Annotated in this window: 12 protein-coding genes; 7 read left to right on the top strand and 5 right to left on the bottom strand. The window is 51.8% G+C overall.

Translation table 11 applies throughout. The features are described 5' to 3' along the window. Positions 1-9 precede the first annotated feature (9 nt). The 3 genes from pilB to nadC all read right to left on the bottom strand — a co-directional run bounded on the left by pilB (position 10) and on the right by nadC (position 3,355). Positions 10-1,710, bottom strand: coding sequence for a type IV-A pilus assembly ATPase PilB (gene pilB / locus ABT56_RS09290; protein WP_047878606.1), 1,701 nt, complete (start codon positions 1,708-1,710; stop codon positions 10-12). Then, positions 1,710-2,162 carry a pilin gene (locus tag ABT56_RS09295; protein ID WP_047878607.1) on the bottom strand — a complete coding sequence of 151 codons (453 nt, stop codon included), beginning with the start codon at positions 2,160-2,162 and terminating at the stop codon, positions 1,710-1,712. The genes pilB and ABT56_RS09295 overlap by 1 nt, the downstream gene beginning before the upstream one ends. A 305-nt stretch (positions 2,163-2,467) precedes the next feature. Then, complete coding sequence (gene nadC / locus ABT56_RS09300) at positions 2,468-3,355, bottom strand: carboxylating nicotinate-nucleotide diphosphorylase (protein WP_047878672.1); 888 nt, start codon at positions 3,353-3,355, stop codon at positions 2,468-2,470. Between the two features lie 195 nt (positions 3,356-3,550). Between nadC and ampD the strand changes: the two genes are divergently transcribed. The 5 genes from ampD (at position 3,551) to lpdA (ending at position 11,458) form a co-directional block, all read left to right on the top strand. Next, positions 3,551-4,114: a 1,6-anhydro-N-acetylmuramyl-L-alanine amidase AmpD gene (ampD, locus tag ABT56_RS09305; protein WP_047878608.1), complete on the top strand. Its 564-nt coding sequence runs from the start codon at positions 3,551-3,553 to the stop codon at positions 4,112-4,114. Between the two features lie 315 nt (positions 4,115-4,429). Further along, positions 4,430-5,203: a pyruvate dehydrogenase complex transcriptional repressor PdhR gene (pdhR, locus tag ABT56_RS09310; protein WP_047878609.1), complete on the top strand. Its 774-nt coding sequence runs from the start codon at positions 4,430-4,432 to the stop codon at positions 5,201-5,203. A 79-nt stretch (positions 5,204-5,282) separates the two neighbouring features. Next, positions 5,283-7,949: a pyruvate dehydrogenase (acetyl-transferring), homodimeric type gene (gene aceE / locus ABT56_RS09315; protein ID WP_047878610.1), complete on the top strand. Its 2,667-nt coding sequence runs from the start codon at positions 5,283-5,285 to the stop codon at positions 7,947-7,949. A gap of 14 nt (positions 7,950-7,963) precedes the next feature. Continuing rightward, positions 7,964-9,850, top strand: coding sequence for a pyruvate dehydrogenase complex dihydrolipoyllysine-residue acetyltransferase (gene aceF / locus ABT56_RS09320; RefSeq protein ID WP_047878611.1), 1,887 nt, complete (start codon positions 7,964-7,966; stop codon positions 9,848-9,850). Positions 9,851-10,027: 177 nt separating this feature from the next. Next, the gene (gene lpdA, locus ABT56_RS09325) at positions 10,028-11,458 is read left to right on the top strand and encodes a dihydrolipoyl dehydrogenase (protein ID WP_047878612.1); all 1,431 of its coding nucleotides are present in this window, start codon (positions 10,028-10,030) and stop codon (positions 11,456-11,458) included. 68 nt (positions 11,459-11,526) lie between these two features. On the opposite strand, the gene aphA is transcribed toward lpdA, so the two are convergent. Both aphA and ABT56_RS09335 read right to left on the bottom strand, forming a co-directional pair. Then, positions 11,527-12,240, bottom strand: a complete 714-nt coding sequence (aphA, locus tag ABT56_RS09330; RefSeq protein ID WP_047878613.1) for an acid phosphatase AphA — start codon at positions 12,238-12,240, stop codon at positions 11,527-11,529. A gap of 219 nt (positions 12,241-12,459) precedes the next feature. Then, on the bottom strand, positions 12,460-14,376 hold the full coding sequence (locus ABT56_RS09335) for a methyl-accepting chemotaxis protein (protein ID WP_047878614.1): 1,917 nt from the start codon (positions 14,374-14,376) through the stop codon (positions 12,460-12,462). A gap of 129 nt (positions 14,377-14,505) precedes the next feature. On the opposite strand from ABT56_RS09335, the gene ABT56_RS09340 reads away from it, so the two are divergent. Next, entirely contained in the window at positions 14,506-16,752 is a 2,247-nt protein-coding gene (locus ABT56_RS09340) for a patatin-like phospholipase family protein (protein WP_240478286.1), read from the top strand. 228 nt (positions 16,753-16,980) lie between these two features. After that, the gene (gene acnB, locus ABT56_RS09345; RefSeq protein WP_047878615.1) at positions 16,981-19,578 is read left to right on the top strand and encodes a bifunctional aconitate hydratase 2/2-methylisocitrate dehydratase; all 2,598 of its coding nucleotides are present in this window, start codon (positions 16,981-16,983) and stop codon (positions 19,576-19,578) included. The last annotated feature ends 29 nt before the right edge of the window (positions 19,579-19,607 follow it).

Raw genomic sequence — 19,607 nt, forward strand, 5'->3', positions numbered from 1 at the left:
TGTTATCTCCTAGCTAAGGTTTATAACCCGCTGTAGTTCCTGAAGGCTGGTGGTGCCCTCGCACAGTTTTTCGATCCCTGAATGCTTGAGGGTCTGCATCCCTTGCTCGACGGCAATGCGTTCAAGCTCGATGGTGCTTGCCCCGCGCATCAGTGCTTCGGCCAATTCGCGGCTAAACGGCATGACCTCGTAAATACCGACCCGGCCTAGGTAGCCCTTGTTGCATTCGTCACAGCCGTGCTCGGCGGCTTTGAATACAGTGGCAGAGAGCGGTATCGAAAGCTGCTCGCGGATAAACGGGTCGATATCGTCAGGTTGCTTGCAGTGGTGGCAGAGGCGCCGTCCAAGGCGCTGGGCGATGATCAGGGTCAGCGAGGAGGCCAAGTTGAAGTTCTCGATCCCCATATTGGTGAGGCGGGTGATGGTCTCGGCGGCAGAGTTGGTATGCAAGGTCGAGAGAACCAAGTGACCGGTTTGAGCCGCTTTTACTGCGATACCACCAGTTTCCAAGTCACGGATCTCGCCGACCATGACCACATCCGGATCCTGACGGAGGAATGAACGCAGCGCATCGGCAAAGCCTAGCCCGATGGCGCTTTTTATTTGGACCTGGTTGATACCCGGCAGGTTGATTTCCACCGGATCTTCGGCGGTTGATATATTGCGTTCTTCGGTATTGAGAATTTTCAGACCAGTATACAGAGAGACGGTTTTGCCGCTGCCGGTCGGTCCGGTCATCAGGATCATCCCTTGTGGTTTTTTCAGTGCATCAAGGTAGGCCTGTTTCTGGCTGGCATTATAGCCGAGAATGTCGATATCCAAGGTGGCACTGGTACCATCGAGGATCCGTAGGACGATTTTTTCTCCCCACAACGTCGGCAGGGTGGAAACCCGCAGGTCAATGGTAACAGTGTCGGACAGGCGAAGCTTGATCCGACCATCTTGGGGCTGGCGTCGCTCGGCAATATTGAGTTTTGACATGACCTTGAGGCGGGTCGATAAACGGCGCGACAAATTGGCCGGCGGTGTCGCATGCTGATGCAAGATCCCGTCACAGCGGAAGCGGATCCGGTAAGTTTCCTCATAAGGTTCGAAATGGATATCCGAGGCTTTCTTACGCACCGCATCAAGTAGGGTCTGGTTGATATAACGGCTGACTGGGGCGGTATCGGTACTGATATCGGCCACCTCATCGACAGTTTCACCATCGGCCAAATCAACCAATTCGCTCAGGTCGTCGTCGCTGACCTGGCGGCCCGCTTTGTTGTTCTGCATCCCTGCAATATCACTGCCGTAGAGACGGCGAATGGCGGCGTCCATCTGCTTGTGCTCAAGCAGGAGCGGCTCGGTATTTTTGCCGGTGGTAAAGCGAAACTCGTCCAGTGCATCGATCCGGGTGGGATCGCTGAGCCCGACGAACAGGGTATTGTCGTTGACATAGAGCGGCAGCACTTTGTGGCGCAGCACCAGATCTCGCAGGTTGAGTGCTTTGCAGCACTCGGTATAGTCGTAGTGGTGAACATCAACCAAGGGCAGTCCAAATAGGGATTCGAGCTGACGGGCCAACTCATTACTGCCGATAATGCCCAGTTGGAGTAACGCCGAGGGCACGGGGGTGCCCTCAGCATTAACCAGATCCACTACCTGCTGGTGTTGCGTCTGGCTGATTAAATCAGCTTGCTGCAGGATAGAGGCGAGGTTGGTGTTCATTAGCTACCTGAGCAATCAATGCTTCGGCCATCAACAGTACAACCATTACCTGTTAGATCCCATTGAACAACACCGTTAGCAATAGTTGGAGTTAATACAACATTAAGGTTGGTTGTACCATCGTCTTGTACACCTGTTGACGATACTGTAATTACACCATTTGTTATACCAACACTATCAACATAAGAGATCGTTGCCCCTGCATCACCGGCGGCTACGGCTGCTGGAATTTGGTTTGTACCAGCGTTACAACCAGTTAGAGTGCCTAGATCTTGAGCACATAATGCTATTGCTGTTTTAAAGCCTGTAATACCTGTAACAGCACCAGCGACGCGGGTACGCTGAGTGTAGTCAGAGTATGCTGGGATAGCAAAAGCAGAGATAATACCGATGATTGCTACGACAATCATCAATTCGATCAGGGTAAAACCCTTTTGTCCTTTTAATTTCATTTTTACGTTTCCTTAAAAATTTCCAAAGTTGCAAACAAGCAAAGTGTTTGGTCCGAGAAGAATATGCTGATACTGCAACACGCTGAATCAGATGAAAATAATTGCTCGGCGTAGTTTGAAATAATCAACTAAATATCTCATTGATTGCATATTATTTTGCGATTGAAAACACGAAAAAATGCTGAGAGTAAAATCAGTAAGGAATAATCACCCCATTTTTGGGGCGGGGACAGGTGCAAAAGGGATTTATTCGGCGGACTTCATATTTTGCTGTCCGCCGATAAAGCGTGTGGGCTGAATGCGGCTTATTTAAAGCGCATGGAGAGATCGAGGGCTTTTAGGTGCTTGGTCAGTGCGCCGACAGAAATATAGTCGACCCCTGTTTGGGCATATTCGCGGATGGTATCAAGGGTGACGTTACCGGAATTTTCCAGCGCCGCACGGCCCGCATTGAGGGCGACGGCCTCACGCATCATCTCGGCGGTGAAGTTGTCGAGCATGATGATATCTGCACCAGCATCGATAGCCTGCTGCAGTTCGTCGAGGGTTTCGGTCTCGACCTCTATCGGCTTGCCGTGGTGGAGCTGCTTGGCGGAAGCCACGGCCTGACGGATCCCGCCGCAGGCGATAATGTGGTTTTCCTTGATCAGGTAGGCATCGAATACCCCGAACCTGTGGTTGGCACCGCCCCCGCAGGCGACGGCGTATTTAAGGGCGCTGCGCAGGCCCGGGATGGTCTTGCGGGTATCAAGCAGGCGGCACTTCGTCCCTTCTAGCTGTTTGACATATTGGGCGGTGGTCGTTGCGCAACCCGATAGGGTCTGAATGAAATTCATCGCATTGCGTTCACCGGTCAACAGGATCCGCGATGGGCCCTCCAGCGTACACAGGATTTGGTTAGGACTTACTTGATCACCGTCTTTGACATGCCAGTCAATGCGAGCTTCCCCGCCTAGCTGCCGGAATACTTCATCAGCCCACATTTGGCCGCAGAAGATCCCATGCTCACGGGTGATGATCGTTGCTGTGCTGCGGTTTTCCGCCGGGATCAGGCTGGCGGTAATATCTTGGGTGGGATCAACACTGCCTCCGAGATCCTCGCGTAGGGCATCGGCCACCGTACGGGCAATATCAACGGGAAGTTGTTGGATGAGGTATTCGAAGCGTGATTGGCTGTCGTGTTTCGTGTCCATCTGAGTCATGACATATCCCTAGTTGGTGTGGTAGGAAAGGCAGACGGACAGAAGGAGTATTTCAGCTGGCGTTGCCTTTGAACGCCCTGATAATACCGCGAGAGTAGGGCAAGATCGACAAACACATTGACAGGACGTGATGCTTTGACAAGGATCGCTCGATGGTTCCTTTACTGCGGCTTTACCGATTATTTCATGCTGACCATAAACCCAGAACATTGGCTAGATAACGCCAAACATGTACTGTCTCCCTTTTTCGATGAACGGTCGAATGAAGACGATATTTCCTTGCTGGTGGTTCACAATATCAGCTTGCCCCCGGGGCAATTTGGCGGCCCTTACATCGAGCAGCTTTTTACAGGTACGCTAAACCCAGATGATCATCCATATTTTTCATTAATTTCCGGTTTTCGTGTTTCTGCTCACTGTTTAATTCGGCGAAATGGGGATATTATTCAGTTTGTTCCGTTTAATCGTCGGGCTTGGCATGCCGGTGTATCTCAGTTTGCCGGGCGGGACAAATGCAACGATTATTCAATTGGTATCGAACTGGAAGGAACGGACACCCTCCCTTATACCCAAGCCCAGTACCGAGTACTGGTCGCTTTGACTCAAGCGCTGCTCGCGCGTTACCCCCATATGGATATGAGCCGGATTACCGGACACGAATTTATTGCCCCTGGGCGCAAGACCGATCCTGGCTTGGTATTTGACTGGCGTTATTACAAATCCCTGTTGGCGAATAATAACGGTGAATAAACCACCAGTTAGATTGGTCGGGTAGAAAGATGATGGGTGGGAATGCATGTCGCTATTGGTCAGACCATAGGCATGTTTTCACCCTCTATTTAGCCGTAAACGCAGTTCAGCGCTTACATTTATAATGTTTTAATAAGTTTTCATTATTTGAAATTTTTGTTAAATCCCCCCCTGTTCCATGATTTCCGTCAAGTTGTTGGTGGACATCCTCAATTATTTCTGTAAACTTTCTCCATATCGTTAAATTGGTAATACCAATTATCCGCACAACGGATTTACGAGCCACAAATAAGTACAACGAATACAGAATAACAAATGACTTATAAACGAATTCGCCAGCCTAAGCTCTCTGATGCCATCGAGCAGGAAGTAGAGCGATTGATCCTCGAGGGTATTCTCTCGCCGGGTCAGCAACTCCCGCCAGAGCGTGAGTTGGCGCGCCAGTTCGATGTGTCTCGCCCTTCGGTCCGTGAAGCTATCCAGCGTCTAGAAGCCCGCAAACTGCTTACCCGTCGACAGGGTGGCGGTACCTTTGTGACGGAAAAGCTATGGCAGAGCTTTTCCGAACCACTGCTGGAGCTGTTGGCCGGAAACCCGGAAACCCAATTTGACCTACTTGAGTCACGCCATGCCCTAGAAGGGCTGGCAGCCTACTATGCCGCATTGCGCGGCAATAACGAAGATTTCAACCGGATTCGTGACTGCCATCAGCGGATCCGGGATGCCCAGCAGCAAGGCGATTTGCCGGCCGAGGCCGCCGCCGTGATGCAGTACCTGATTGCGGTCACCGAGTCCGCTCATAATGTGGTACTGCTGCATATAGTTCGGAGCTTGGCTCCGCTGCTGGAGCAAAACGTATTACAAAACTTTGAGCTCCTGAACCGCCGTCCAGAGGTGGTGGAGAAGGTGCGTCACCACCGAGCCAACATTGTCCAAGCGATTGTTTCCGGTGAGCCCATAAAGGCTCGGGAGGCATCGCATGCACACTTGGCTTATATCGAGGAAACATTGTTGGATTTGTCACGTGAAGAGAGCCGACGTGAACGCTCACTTCGCCGGATTCAACAACGCATGGATGGGCTGGATTAATACCCCTCATATAAGCCGAGAGTGGTAGTAAACAGTCGCGACATTGTTTTGTAGATTATCAACCTAAAGGATAGATCGCATGTCTGAAGTCATGAAAAATGACGTGGACGTACTGGAAACTCAAGAGTGGCTATCAGCCCTTGAATCAGTCGTTCGTGAAGAAGGTGTAGAGCGCGCGCAGTACCTGCTAGAGCAAGTATTGGACAAAGCACGTCTAGATGGCGTAGATATGGCCACTGGCGTAACTACTAACTACATCAATACGATCCCAGCGGCACAAGAGCCTGCATACCCAGGTGACACAACGCTTGAGCGTCGTATTCGTTCCATCATCCGTTGGAACGCAATCATGATCGTACTACGTGCTTCTAAGAAAGATTTGGATCTGGGTGGCCACATGGCTTCTTACCAGTCTGCATCTGCATTCTACGAAGTATGTTTCAACCATTTCTTCCGTGCACCAAATGAAGTAGATGGCGGCGATTTGGTTTACTACCAAGGCCACATCTCTCCGGGGATCTATTCTCGTGCGTTTGTTGAAGGTCGTCTAACTGAAGAGCAGCTAGATAACTTCCGTCAAGAAGTAGACGGTAAAGGTATTCCTTCATACCCGCACCCTAAACTAATGCCTGAGTTCTGGCAGTTCCCGACCGTATCTATGGGTCTGGGTCCAATCTCTGCTATCTACCAAGCGCGTTTCCTTAAGTACCTTGAAGGTCGCGGTCTGAAAGACACCTCGGCACAGCGCGTATACGCGTTCTTGGGCGACGGTGAGATGGATGAGCCAGAATCACGCGGTGCAATCTCTTTTGCTGCTCGTGAGAAGCTGGACAACCTATGCTTCCTGATCAACTGTAACCTACAGCGTCTTGACGGCCCAGTAATGGGTAACGGCAAGATCATCCAAGAGCTAGAAGGCCTATTCAAGGGTGCTGGCTGGAATGTGGTTAAGGTTATCTGGGGTAACAACTGGGATGCGCTACTAGCGAAAGACACTACCGGTAAACTTCTTCAGTTGATGAACGAAACTATCGACGGTGACTACCAGACATTCAAATCTAAAGACGGCGCTTATGTTCGTGAGCACTTCTTTGGTAAGTACCCTGAAACGGCAGCGTTGGTTGCTGATATGACCGATGACGAAATCTTCGCGCTTAAGCGTGGTGGTCATGAGTCTTCTAAGCTGTTTGCTGCGTTCAACAATGCAAAAGAAACAGGCGGCAAGCCGACAGTTATCCTTGCTAAAACCGTAAAAGGTTACGGCATGGGCGATGCAGCTGAAGGTAAGAACATTGCACACGGCGTGAAGAAAATGGACATGACGCATGTTCTTCACCTACGTGACCGCCTAGGCCTGCAAGATCTAGTATCTGACGAAGACGTGAAGAGCCTGCCTTACCTGAAGCTGGAAGAAGGCTCTGCAGAGTACAACTACCTACATGCTCGTCGTAACGCGCTGCACGGTTACACGCCTAAGCGTCTGCCTAAGTTCACGCAAGAGTTCAAAGTACCTGAGCTAGAAGAGTTTGCACCGCTGTTGGTTGAACAGAAGCGTGAAATCTCCACTACTATGGCTTACGTGCGTACGCTGAACATCCTGCTAAAAGATAAGAATATTGGTAAGAACATCGTACCAATTATCTGTGATGAAGCACGTACGTTCGGTATGGAAGGTCTGTTCCGTCAAGTGGGTATCTACAACCCGCACGGCCAGGAATACACCCCAGAAGATAAAGGTATCGTTTCTTACTACAAAGAAGCAACATCTGGCCAGGTTCTTCAGGAAGGTATCAACGAACTAGGTTCAATGGCATCTTGGGTGGCTGCTGCAACATCTTACAGCACCAACGATCTACCGATGATCCCGTTCTATATCTACTACTCAATGTTCGGCTTCCAGCGTGTGGGCGACATGGCATGGCTAGCAGGTGACCAGCAAGCGCGTGGTTTCCTACTGGGCGCAACAGCCGGTCGTACAACGCTAAACGGTGAAGGTCTTCAGCACGAAGATGGCCATTCACACATCATGGCGAACACTGTACCTAACTGTATCTCTTACGATCCAACGTTCGCTTACGAGCTAGCGGTTATCATGCAAGACGGCATCCGTCGCATGTACGGTGAAAACCAAGAGAACGTTTATTACTACCTAACAGTAATGAACGAAAACTACGCGATGCCAGCAATGCCAGAAGGCGCTGAGGAAGGCATCCGCAAGGGTATCTACAAGCTTGAGTCTTACGCTGGTGACAAGGCCAAGGTTCAGCTGATGAGCTCTGGTACGATCATGAACGAAGTTCGTAAAGCGGCGCAGATTCTGAGCGACGATTACGGTATTGCGTCTGACGTGTTCTCTGTAACGTCATTCAACGAGCTGACTCGTGACGGCCAAGATGCTGAGCGTTACAACATGCTGCATCCTGAAGCTGAGCAGAAAGTACCTTACATCACAACTGCGATGGGTACTGAGCCGGCAATCGCCGCGACGGATTACATGAAGAACTACGCTGAGCAAGTACGTGCGTTCATGCCGACCGAGTCTTACAAGGTACTTGGTACTGACGGTTTCGGCCGCTCTGACAGCCGTGCGAACCTACGCCGTCACTTCGAAGTGAATGCAGGCTACGTTGTAGTGGCTGCGCTGACTGAACTGGCGAAGCGTGGTGACGTTGAGAAATCAGTAATTGCAGAGGCAATTGCTAAGTTCAACATCGACGCTGACAAGATCAACCCGCTATACGCGTAAGAGGCAAATTAAACATGGCAATCGAAATTAATGTACCTGACATCGGTGCGGATGAGGTTGAAGTAACTGAGATCCTTGTAAGCGTTGGCGACAAGGTTGAAGAAGAGCAATCTCTGATCACTGTAGAAGGCGACAAGGCTTCTATGGAAGTACCTGCTTCTCAGGCGGGTATCGTGAAAGAAATCAAAATCGCTGAAGGCGACAAGGTTTCAACCGGTTCTCTGATCATGATTTTCGAAGCCGAGGGTGCTGCAGCTGCAGCACCTGCTCCTGCGGCGGAAGCAGCTCCAGTAGCAGCTCCAGCGGCAGCAGCGGCGGCTGAACTGAAAGAAGTACACGTGCCAGATATCGGTGGTGACGAAGTTGAAGTAACCGAAATCATGGTTGCAGTTGGCGACAGCATCGAAGAAGAGCAGTCTCTTCTGACGGTTGAAGGCGACAAGGCTTCTATGGAAGTACCAGCACCTTTCGCTGGTGTTCTAAAAGAGATCAAAGTGGCAGCGGGCGATAAAGTATCGACTGGCTCATTGATCATGATCTTCGAAACAGCCGGTTCTGCGCCAGCAGCACCTGCAGCGGCCGAAGCACCAGTTGCAGCTGCACCTGCGGCAGCGGCTGACAAAGAAGTGAACGTACCGGATATCGGTGGCGACGAAGTTGAAGTGACTGAAATTATGGTTGCTGTTGGCGACATGGTAGAAGAAGAGCAGTCGCTGATCACTGTAGAAGGCGACAAGGCTTCTATGGAAGTACCAGCACCGTTTGCCGGTAAAGTAAAAGAAATCAAGATCGCGACTGGTGACAAAGTGTCTACTGGCTCTCTGATCATGGTATTTGAAGTAGCGGGCGCAGCACCGGTAGCCGTCGCAGCGCCAGTAGCAGCACCTGCTCCAGCAGCAGCTCCGGTTGCAGCACCTGCGGCTCCAGCGGCAGCAGCCCCTGCTTCAACTGGTGACTTCCAGGAAAACAACGAATACGCACATGCGTCTCCTGTTGTTCGCCGTCTTGCTCGCGAGTTCGGCGTTAACCTGTCTAAGGTTAAGGGTACTGGCCGTAAGAACCGTATCCTGAAAGAAGACGTTCAGAACTTCGTTAAAGAAGCACTTAAGCGCCTTGAGTCTGGTGCTGCGGCATCTGGCAAAGGTGACGGTGCAGCTCTTGGCCTGCTACCTTGGCCAAAAGTGGACTTCAGCAAGTTCGGCGAAACTGAAGTTCAGCCACTGTCTCGTATCAAGAAGATCTCTGGTGCCAACCTACACCGTAACTGGGTAATGATCCCGCACGTTACTCAGTGGGACAACGCAGACATCACTGAGCTAGAAGCATTCCGCAAAGAGCAGAACGCGATCGAAGCGAAGAAAGACACCGGCATGAAGATCACTCCGCTAGTGTTCATCATGAAGGCTGTTGCCAAGTCTCTTGAAGCGTTCCCTGCGTTCAACTCTTCTCTATCAGAAGACGGTGAGAGCCTGATCCTGAAGAAATACGTAAACGTAGGTATCGCGGTTGATACGCCAAACGGCCTAGTTGTTCCTGTCTTCAAAGACGTGAACAAGAAAGGCATCTACGAGCTATCTGCTGAGCTGGCAGAAGTATCGAAGAAAGCCCGTGCTGGCAAGCTGACTGCTGCTGACATGCAGGGTGGCTGTTTCACTATCTCAAGCCTAGGTGGTATCGGCGGTACGGCGTTCACTCCAATCGTGAATGCTCCTGAAGTTGGTATCCTGGGTGTATCTAAGTCTGAAATGAAGCCTGTGTGGAACGGCAAAGAGTTCGCACCACGCCTGCAGCTTCCACTGTCTCTGTCATACGACCACCGTGTGATTGACGGTGCGGAAGGTGCACGCTTCATTACGTACCTGAACGAGTGTCTGTCTGATATTCGCCGTCTGGTACTTTAAGGTTTCCTTGCCCGCTTCCATGCCTACTCGGCATGGAAGTGTTGGGTAGCTCACAGGCTATGTCAATTTGCTTTTCAGTTTGTTAACACCTCTGTAAACTTGTTAGCCGGCTGATAGATAAAGTAGATGACGAGATACATCGCCTGTTAGGGATAAAAGACTTACAACGAGGTCATGATGAGTAAAGAAATTAAAGCCCAGGTAGTGGTGTTGGGTTCAGGCCCTGCTGGTTACTCGGCAGCATTCCGTTGTGCAGACTTGGGTCTGGACACTGTGCTGATCGAAAAATACAACACCCTAGGTGGTGTATGTCTAAACGTTGGCTGTATTCCTTCTAAAGCACTGCTTCACGTTGCGAAAGTTATCGAAGAAGCAAAAGCAATGGCCGAGCACGGCGTAGTATTCGGCGAGCCTCAGACAGACATCAACAAGATCCGTCTGTGGAAAGACAAAGTTATCACCCAGCTGACTGGCGGTCTTGGCGGTATGGCCAAGATGCGTAAAGTTAACGTGGTTAACGGTTACGGTAAATTCACCGGCCCTAATACTATCGTTGTGGAAGGTGCTGACGGCCAGACTACCGTAAACTTCGACAATGCGATCGTTGCTGCCGGTTCTCGTCCAATCGAGCTGCCGTTCATTCCGCACGAAGATCCACGTATTTGGGATTCAACGGACGCACTTGAGCTGCGTGAAGTTCCAGAGAAGCTGCTGGTTATGGGCGGCGGTATCATCGGCCTTGAAATGGGTACGGTATACCACTCACTGGGTTCTCAGATCGATGTGGTGGAAATGTTCGATCAGGTGATCCCTGCTGCTGATAAAGACATCATCAAGGTCTTCACCAAGCGTATCGAGAAGAAATTCAACCTGATGCTTGAAACCAAAGTTACTGCGGTTGAAGCGAAGGAAGACGGCATCTACGTATCGATGGAAGGCAAGAAAGCACCAGCCGAGCCAGTTCGTTACGATGCAGTGCTTGTGGCTATCGGCCGTGTACCAAACGGTAAGCTGATCGACGCAGAGAAAGCGGGCATCGAAGTTGACGAGCGCGGTTTCATCAACGTAGACAAGCAGATGCGTACTAACGTTGCCCACATCCATGCTATCGGTGATATCGTTGGTCAGCCAATGCTCGCTCACAAAGGCGTGCATGAAGGCCACGTAGCGGCAGAGGTTATCTCTGGCAAGAAGCACTACTTCGATCCTAAGGTTATCCCTTCAATCGCTTACACTGAGCCAGAAGTGGCATGGGTTGGTAAGACCGAGAAAGAAGCGAAGGCGGAAGGCATCAACTACGAAGTTGCGACTTTCCCTTGGGCTGCATCTGGCCGTGCAATCGCATCTGACTGTGCTGACGGTATGACGAAGATGATCTTCGACAAAGACACACACCGCGTGATCGGTGGTGCAATCGTTGGTACTAACGGTGGTGAGCTACTGGGTGAAATCGGTCTAGCGATCGAGATGGGCTGTGATGCAGAGGATATCGCTCTGACTATCCACGCCCACCCAACACTGCACGAATCAGTGGGTCTTGCCGCTGAAGTCTTCGAAGGTTCAATCACTGACCTGCCGAACGCAAAAGCGGTTAAGCGTAAGAAGTAATTCTTACCTTACGAAGATAATGAAAAAGCGCCCTCGGGCGCTTTTTTTGTGCCAGGTATTCAGCTTGGCTAGTATTGGGAGTCCTCCACGATTCTTTCCCCATAAATGCCATTTTGCGGTACGGGTTTGTAGCTTGAGTTGGCGCTGCGCATAATCCGCAAGCCTTCTGCGCCGGCCTGCCGCGCCGAGATAATGTCGCCGTCGGAATCCCCGTAGTACATCTTGATATTGTGATCCTTGATGTGTTTGGTTTTGGTGTACTCGGTTTTGCTCGAGCCGGCAAAAATCACCTTGTGCATGTTCTCTATACCGAAGGTGTCTTTGAGGTACTGAGTCGATATTTCGCATGCGGAAGGGGAGCGACCTGTAATGAAGTAAATATCGTCACCACGTTTTTGGTGCATGCTGATCAGCTTCTGGCCGATGGTCTTCGGTAGGCTGAATTTTTCCCATTCACAGTTCATTTTGTCCCAGAACTGTTGTTTCTTCAGATAGCTGTAACCGTTTGGAGAGTACTCTTGCTGGCCCCGGTAGAAGCCCGGCGAGCTGAAGAGTACCGTATCATCGATGTCAAAGCCGACGGCCATAGGGGGCTTGCCCTCTAGGCTATTCTCGATATCTTCCACTGAGACCCAATGGAGCTGGGCGGGCTCGCCCTGCTGCATGATTTCAATCGTACTGTAACCTTGTTCTGTTCCCGGCTCTTTGGGATCGGCAAAAGTGGATCCTGAGGCGAAAGCACAGGCAAGCAGAGAGGTGATGGCAATGGTGCTGAGTTTCATAGTGTGGGCTTCTAGGTTGCTCAAATTGAGCCGTCAAAATACCCCTCTGTGGTCAGCTAAAATCCGGGGGGGCTCACAAAATACCTGTAGGGTAGCATAATGTTATTTTGCGTTTTTTGGCTATTGCAGATTGAAAGAGGGTAGGGTAAAGCGAGGGGATATCGAGTGGCAGATCTCCCCTTTAGATAAAAGGGGAGATCGATGGGGAGATCCTAAGCTTTACAGCTTGAATGTCCCGACCATGCTATCAAGACGCTGGGACAGAGCGCGGAGGTTTTGGCTTGATTGTGCCAATTCACCCGCGGTATCCGTTGTGCGATGGGTGGTGTCATTAATCTCCTCGATGTTACCGTGGATATTATTGACGACCGTGGATTGTTCCTCGGTAGCCGTGGCAACCTGGGTATTCATGTCTGCAATCAGGGTGATGCGTTCGGCAATCGAGTCCAGAGCGGCAGAGGCTTCGTCTGCAGCCGAGACACCTTCCGCGCTTAGCTGGCGGCTTTGAACCATCGCGTTGACTGCATTGCCAGCCTCTTCCTGAAGGCGGTTGATCATCGACTGGATTTCATCCGTTGAATCGGCGGTGCGACTGGCTAGGCTGCGTACCTCGTCGGCCACCACTGCAAATCCGCGCCCTTGCTCGCCGGCGCGGGCAGCCTCGATGGCGGCATTGAGCGCAAGAAGGTTGGTTTGATCTGATATCCCCCGGATCACGTCAAGGATGCTGCCGATCGCCTGGGTATTGTTGGCCAGAGACTCGATAACTTCGCTGACTTGGATGACATCGCGTGACAGTTGGTTGATGGCATCGCGGGCCTGGCCGACAACGGCGTGGCCGGTTTGGGTCTCCGCCTCGGCATTTTGGGTTGCCTCGGCAGCTTGAGCGGCGTTGCAGGCAATTTCGTTGACCGTCGCCCCCATCTGGTTGATAGCGGTCACGACCTGAAGGGTACGGTCACGCTGGCTATGGCTGTTATCTAGGGTGAATTCCGCTTGCTGTGCAACGGCTTCGGCGGCCTCTCGCAGGCTGTTGCCTGTTTCGGCCACGTCACGGACAGAAGCATGGATTTTACTGATAAAGCTATTGAACCCGTTCGATAGTTGGGCAATCTCATCATTGCCGTCGACATCGATACGGTGGCGAAGGTCGCCTTCGCCTTCGCCGAGATCTTTGAATACATCAGCCAAGCGGGTGATAGGTCGAGTAATGTTGCTGCCTAGCCAGATAGCCAGCAGGGCGAACAAGGCGGCGATACCGGCTGTCCACAGCATGATCTGCTCGCGGGCGCTATCAAGGGCGGTAAAGGCCTCTTCCAATGGCACTTGAGCTACGACAAACCAGTCCATTGATGGGATATAGCTGCTTGCCAAGAGGAGTTTCTGGCCGTTGTGCTCGATTTGAGTAATGTTGATATTGTCCTTGATCAGCAATTTGCCGGCTTGCTGGCTGCCGTAGAGCCCCGAAAGCGATTGTTTATCGATAATGCTGTCATTACGGTGGAGCTTGATGTTGCCACTGGCATCGGTCAGATAGACGAAACCGGTCTGTTCGATTTTGAATTGGTTGATGAATGAAACCATTTCATCAAGGGATTTCGACAGTCCTGCCATTCCTTTGCCGTTGAGCTGCTGATAGTTGATAAACAGCTTTACGTCACCATTGCTTTCTTTGAATACGCTGAGCGAGCGTGCTTGCCCGCCTTGGGTAAACCCGAAGAACCAGCTGTCCTGTTGGCGGTTTAGGCGGCGTAGAAAGCCATTTTGGTTCCAGTAATCACCGGTAGTACGGTCTGCAACAGACGCATCAAACAAGCCGTATTGGTTTTTGATATCATTGAGTTGCTGGACGATTTTAGCTTCGTCTGCTTGGCTGCGACCATCATGGTAGAGGTCGGTGATAAAGCGGCTGGTGGCGAGTTGCTGAGCGGCTCCTTGTATGATGGAGACTTCTTTGTCGATATTGTTGCGGATTTGCATCAGTGTCGCAGGTAGCTCAGACTCCAGTAGGCGGGTTTCGACCACATGGCGGGCCTGCTTTTGGCTAATAATGCCAACGAGTAACGTTGAGGCAAGGACGGCAATGATGATAGCCAAGATCAGCTTCTGCTTGATGGTGAACTGGTTGAGCTTCATAGTCATTTACTTTTGGTGTTGTTTGAGCGAATAACTCGCTCGTGAGTTTTGTCGCCACTGTATGATTTTGAAAAGTTTGAGGCAACGCATAGCGTGTATGTATATCTGCAATATCGATTCATATCTTTAGTGATTTTCATCTTATTTTTTCTTGCGATAGGTGTATTTCCGGTAAAGGTCGAGGCCCATGAGATACAGCGACCGAAGATCGGGGTCGTATTGGGCGGCGGCGGGGCCAAGGGTGCAGCCCATGTCGGGGTGCTCAAGGCCCTTGAAGAGCTTCATATCCCTGTGGATTATATCGCCGGAACCAGCATGGGTGCCTATGTCGGCGGATTATATGCAACGGGGATGAGTGCCGACGAAATTGAATCGTTGCTGACGAGCGTGGACTGGGAGCGAGGCTATCAGGATCGGGTTGAGCGCAGCGATCGTCGGGTACGGGAAAAGCAGCAGGAGGATCGCTTCCAGATCAAAAGTGAAATCGGCTTTGATTGGTGGGAGCTCAAAGCGCCGCGGGGGATTGTCCAGGGGCAGACGATGGGCGAGATCCTACGGACAACATCGGGCAACTTGCCGGTATTCGATAGTTTCGATGACTTGGTGATTCCGTTTCGGGCGGTGGCGACAGATATTGAGACTCTCAAGCCCGTGGTGTTGGACCGTGGCGATTTAGCCGAGGCGATGCAGGCCAGCATGTCGATTCCGGGGCTGTTGCCGCCGATGAACCTGCAGGGGCGGCTGCTGGTTGATGGTGGGATCACCAACAATCTGCCGGTGGATGTCGTACGCGCCATGGGGGCCGATATTGTTATCGCGGTTGATATCAGCAACGACTTCAAATCGCGAGATGAGCTCAGCAACTATTTCGCGGTAATGGATCAGCTGACGGATTTCATGGTGCGTGACAATTCAAAGCGGCAGATCGCCTTGCTGAAGGGCGGTGACCTGTTGATCCGGCCTGCTATTCAGGGGATTAACACGGCCGATTTTGCCAAGATGCCGGAGGCCTTTGAACGGGGCTATCAAGCGACGATGTCAGAGGCGTTGACGCTTGCGCCGATGGGGCAGGCGGTATGGTTTCAAGATTATGTCGATCACAAGCAGTTGCGCCGACGTGACCTGAGTTACCTCGATCAGCTCCATATTGATGAATTGATATTGGTGAACAACAGCAGCTTTGCCGATTCGGTGCTGCTGGATCGGCTTCAGTTGGAAGCGGGCGATACTATCACCTCGGAGCAGCTGGCCGAGAGTGTGCGCAACCTCTATGCGTTGGATCGGTTCGAGCGGGTTGATTACCGAATAGAGGAAAACCCCGCGGGCAACAATGCCATTTTGTTGGATGTCAGGGAGAAAAGCTGGGGGCCGAATTTTATCGATTTGCGTTTTGCCCTTGAGGATGATTTCGAAAACAGTACCGATTACTCGATAGGGGTGGCTTTCAATGTTACCGGGTTGAACCAAGCAGGTGCAGAGTGGCGGAGTGAGCTGGAATACGGTACCGATAAGCGTATCGCCACCGAGCTGTACCTGCCGTTTATCAACGAACCGAATTTGTTCACCCTGTTTTCGGCCGAATACAAAATTGCGGACAAGAATATTATTTTTTCCGGCGATGAACCCTCGCTGGATGATATCGGCTTTTTTATTCCCGCGACCTACACCGACTATATCCTCGATAGCTCCGTAGGGTGGCAGCCCGAACTGTGGCAGGAGTTCAGACTTGGGGCTCGCTATATTTACGGTGATACCGAATATGTTGGGGTGCCCGGCGTTAGTGCGGGGAAGCGAGAAAGCAAGGCGGTCTATGTTAGCTACCAGCTCGATACCCTTGATGATTTTATGCTGCCCAAATGGGGAAACTCGGTGGATGTGTCGATGGCGTTGTCCGACGAGAACTATGATGACGGCAATGTTTCCAATCGTGATATGGCCTTTGAGCTCGATGTTAACTGGCGTGGTGCGTATACCTTTGGCAACCACACCTTCATGGGGAAGGCGGAGTATGGGCAGATTGACTATACCCTGTCGGCGTTGGTGGATCCCAAGGAGATAGGGGGGTTTCTAAACCTTTCCGGGATCCCTAAAAATGGCCTGACTGGCAACAATAAGCTCTTTGGGGCTGCGATATATCGCTACCACCTCGCCGAGCAGGATTTTGGTTTGTTCAAGTCATCGGTCTTTCTTGGGGGATCCGTGGAGTATGGCGGGGTATACAACGACCCAGAACTCGGGTTCAGTGACAGGCCCCTATATACGGCGGGCAGTGTTTTCACGGGCATTACCACCCCGTTGGGGCCCTTGATTGTGGCGTATGGTCAGACGGAGCAAAACAATAATTCGTTCTATCTGTTCTTTGGCGGTGCGCTGTAAATTTATTCAAAATCTGTGAATGTTGTAAAAAACGAGTGGATTTTAACTTTACGTTAAAACTGGTATGCTGAATAAACGGTTTTGGTCTCCCTAGGCTAATGTTGAGGCGTTTCCCGCCGGGTAACCGTTTAGTGTGTGGCAGGATAAGCCTCATTGCAGCATGTCGGGTGATCAATCACTTCCAAGGATGTTTGGCGTCTTGGCCAAACCTAGAATGAGGAATATGTCGTGCTTGAAGCCTACCGTAAACACGTCGAAGAACGTGCAGCTGAAGGAATTGTTCCAAAGCCTCTCGATGCCGAGCAGGCAGCTTCTCTGGTTGAGTTATTGAAGAACCCGCCAGCAGGAGAGGAATCCTTCTTGCTTGATCTGCTTGAAAATCGTATCCCGCCGGGGGTTGACGAAGCGGCGTATGTAAAAGCCGGCTTTTTGGCTGCACTGTCAACCGGCGAGGCGGTTTCGCCTATCGTTACTCCGGTCAAGGCGGCTGAGTTGCTGGGAACGATGCAAGGCGGTTACAACATCGAGCCGTTGATCTCCCTACTCGATGATGCCGAGTTGGCGCCGGTGGCGGTCAAGGCCCTGTCCCACACCTTGCTGATGTTCGATGCCTTCTATGATGTGGAGGAAAAGGCCAAGGCTGGCAATGCCTACGCCCAGGCTGTGCTGCAATCTTGGGCTGACGCCGAATGGTTCCTGTCTAAGCCTGAACTCGCCGAGAAAATCACCCTGACAGTGTTTAAGGTCACCGGTGAGACCAATACCGATGATCTTTCGCCAGCGCCTGATGCTTGGTCACGTCCGGATATCCCGTTGCATGCACTGGCGATGCTCAAGAACGTCCGTGATGGCATCGAGCCCGATCAGCCCGGCAGTATTGGCCCGATTAAGCAAATAGAGGCGCTCCAGCAAAAAGGCCACCAACTCGTGTACGTCGGCGATGTGGTCGGAACCGGTTCGTCGCGTAAATCGGCGACCAACTCGGTGCTGTGGTTTATGGGCGATGATATCCCCTGCGTGCCTAACAAGCGTGCGGGAGGCTATGTACTGGGCGGCAAAATTGCCCCGATATTCTTCAATACCATGGAAGATGCCGGTGCCTTGCCGATCGAAGTTGATGTTACCGCACTCAATATGGGTGATGTGATTGATGTCTACCCTTACAAGGGCGAGGTGCGTCGCCATGAATCAGACGAACTGGTATCGACTTTTGGTCTGAAGACCGATGTGCTGATTGACGAAGTGCGTGCTGGTGGCCGTATTCCATTGATCATCGGCCGTGGCCTGACTGATCGTGCGCGCCAGTCTTTGGGCCTGCCGTCTTCTGATGTGTTCCGCCGTCCGGTGGCCGTCGAGGACTCAGGCAAGGGCTATACGCTGGCCCAGAAGATGGTCGGTAAAGCCTGTGGTGTGGAAGGCATCCGCCCTGGTACCTATTGTGAGCCTAAGATGACCACGGTGGGCTCGCAGGATACCACCGGTCCGATGACCCGCGACGAATTGAAAGATTTAGCCTGTCTAGGTTTTTCTGCTGAGCTGACCATGCAGTCGTTCTGCCATACGTCGGCTTACCCAAAACCGATCGATGTGAATACGCACCATACGCTGCCTGATTTTATTATGAATCGAGGCGGGGTATCTTTGCGTCCGGGTGACGGTGTTATTCACTCATGGCTCAACCGCATGTTGCTGCCGGATACCGTCGGTACTGGCGGTGACTCCCATACTCGCTTCCCTCTGGGGATTTCTTTCCCTGCCGGTTCCGGCCTGGTGGCTTTTGCGGCGGCAACTGGGGTGATGCCTCTTGATATGCCCGAGTCGATTCTGGTGCGCTTTAAAGGCGAGATGCAAGAAGGGATCACCTTGCGCGATCTGGTTCATGCCATCCCTTACTACGCGATTCAGCAAGGGCTGTTGACGGTAGAGAAAGCCGGAAAGATCAACGAATTCTCTGGCCGCGTGTTGGAAATTGAAGGGGTTGAGCACTTAACGGTCGAGCAGGCGTTCGAACTGTCAGATGCCTCGGCAGAGCGAAGCGCTGCTGGCTGTACGGTGAAATTGTCGCAGGCATCGATAGCCGAGTACCTCGAATCGAACATCGTTATGCTTAAGTGGATGATAGCCGAGGGCTATGGTGACCGCCGTACCATTGAGCGTCGTATCAGTGCGATGGAAGCATGGCTTGCCAACCCTGAATTGATGACGGCAGACAGTGATGCGGAATACGCCCATGTGATCGAAATCGATCTGGCTGATATCAAAGAGCCCATTCTCTGTGCGCCGAACGATCCTGATGATGCCCGGTTGTTGTCCGAGGTCCAGGGTACCCAAATTGACGAGGTATTTATCGGTTCGTGTATGACCAATATTGGTCACTTCCGTGCAGCCGGCAAGTTGCTCGAGAAATTCGGCGGCCAGCTGGATACCCGTTTATGGGTGGCTCCACCGACCAAGATGGACAAGGATCAGCTAACCGAAGAAGGTTACTACGGCATTTTTGGCCGAGCTGGGGTACGGATTGAAACACCGGGATGTTCGCTCTGTATGGGTAACCAGGCTCGGGTGGCCGACAAGGCAACAGTGATGTCGACCTCGACCCGTAACTTCCCTAACCGTTTGGGGACTGGCGCGAACGTGTACTTGTCGTCGGCCGAACTGGCGGCGGTAGGGGCAATTCTCGGGCGGATCCCGACGCTCGAGGAGTACCTTGAATATGCTAAGCAGATCGATGCCACGGCGGCGGATACCTACCGTTACCTTAATTTCCACCGAATGGAGCAGTACACCAAGGTAGCCGATGAGGTGATTGTGCAGCAGCCTGCCTGATCCCCCAGATTTAGGGTTATTTGCCAAAT

The sequence above is a fragment of the Photobacterium aquae genome, assembly GCF_001029445.1.
GTDB lineage: Bacteria > Pseudomonadota > Gammaproteobacteria > Enterobacterales > Vibrionaceae > Photobacterium > Photobacterium aquae.

Bases quoted from the DNA above. Each gene is read 5' to 3' on its own strand.
- ampD (WP_047878608.1), top strand. From the start codon at position 3,551: ATGCTGACCATAAACCCAGAACATTGGCTAGATAACGCCAAACATGTA.
- aceF (WP_047878611.1), top strand. From the start codon at position 7,964: ATGGCAATCGAAATTAATGTACCTGACATCGGTGCGGATGAGGTTGAA.
- nadC (WP_047878672.1), bottom strand. From the start codon at position 3,355: ATGGACACGAAACACGACAGCCAATCACGCTTCGAATACCTCATCCAA.
- pdhR (WP_047878609.1), top strand. From the start codon at position 4,430: ATGACTTATAAACGAATTCGCCAGCCTAAGCTCTCTGATGCCATCGAG.
- aceE (WP_047878610.1), top strand. From the start codon at position 5,283: ATGTCTGAAGTCATGAAAAATGACGTGGACGTACTGGAAACTCAAGAG.
- aphA (WP_047878613.1), bottom strand. From the start codon at position 12,240: ATGAAACTCAGCACCATTGCCATCACCTCTCTGCTTGCCTGTGCTTTC.
- ABT56_RS09295 (WP_047878607.1), bottom strand. From the start codon at position 2,162: ATGAAATTAAAAGGACAAAAGGGTTTTACCCTGATCGAATTGATGATT.
- pilB (WP_047878606.1), bottom strand. From the start codon at position 1,710: ATGAACACCAACCTCGCCTCTATCCTGCAGCAAGCTGATTTAATCAGC.
- lpdA (WP_047878612.1), top strand. From the start codon at position 10,028: ATGAGTAAAGAAATTAAAGCCCAGGTAGTGGTGTTGGGTTCAGGCCCT.
- ABT56_RS09335 (WP_047878614.1), bottom strand. From the start codon at position 14,376: ATGAAGCTCAACCAGTTCACCATCAAGCAGAAGCTGATCTTGGCTATC.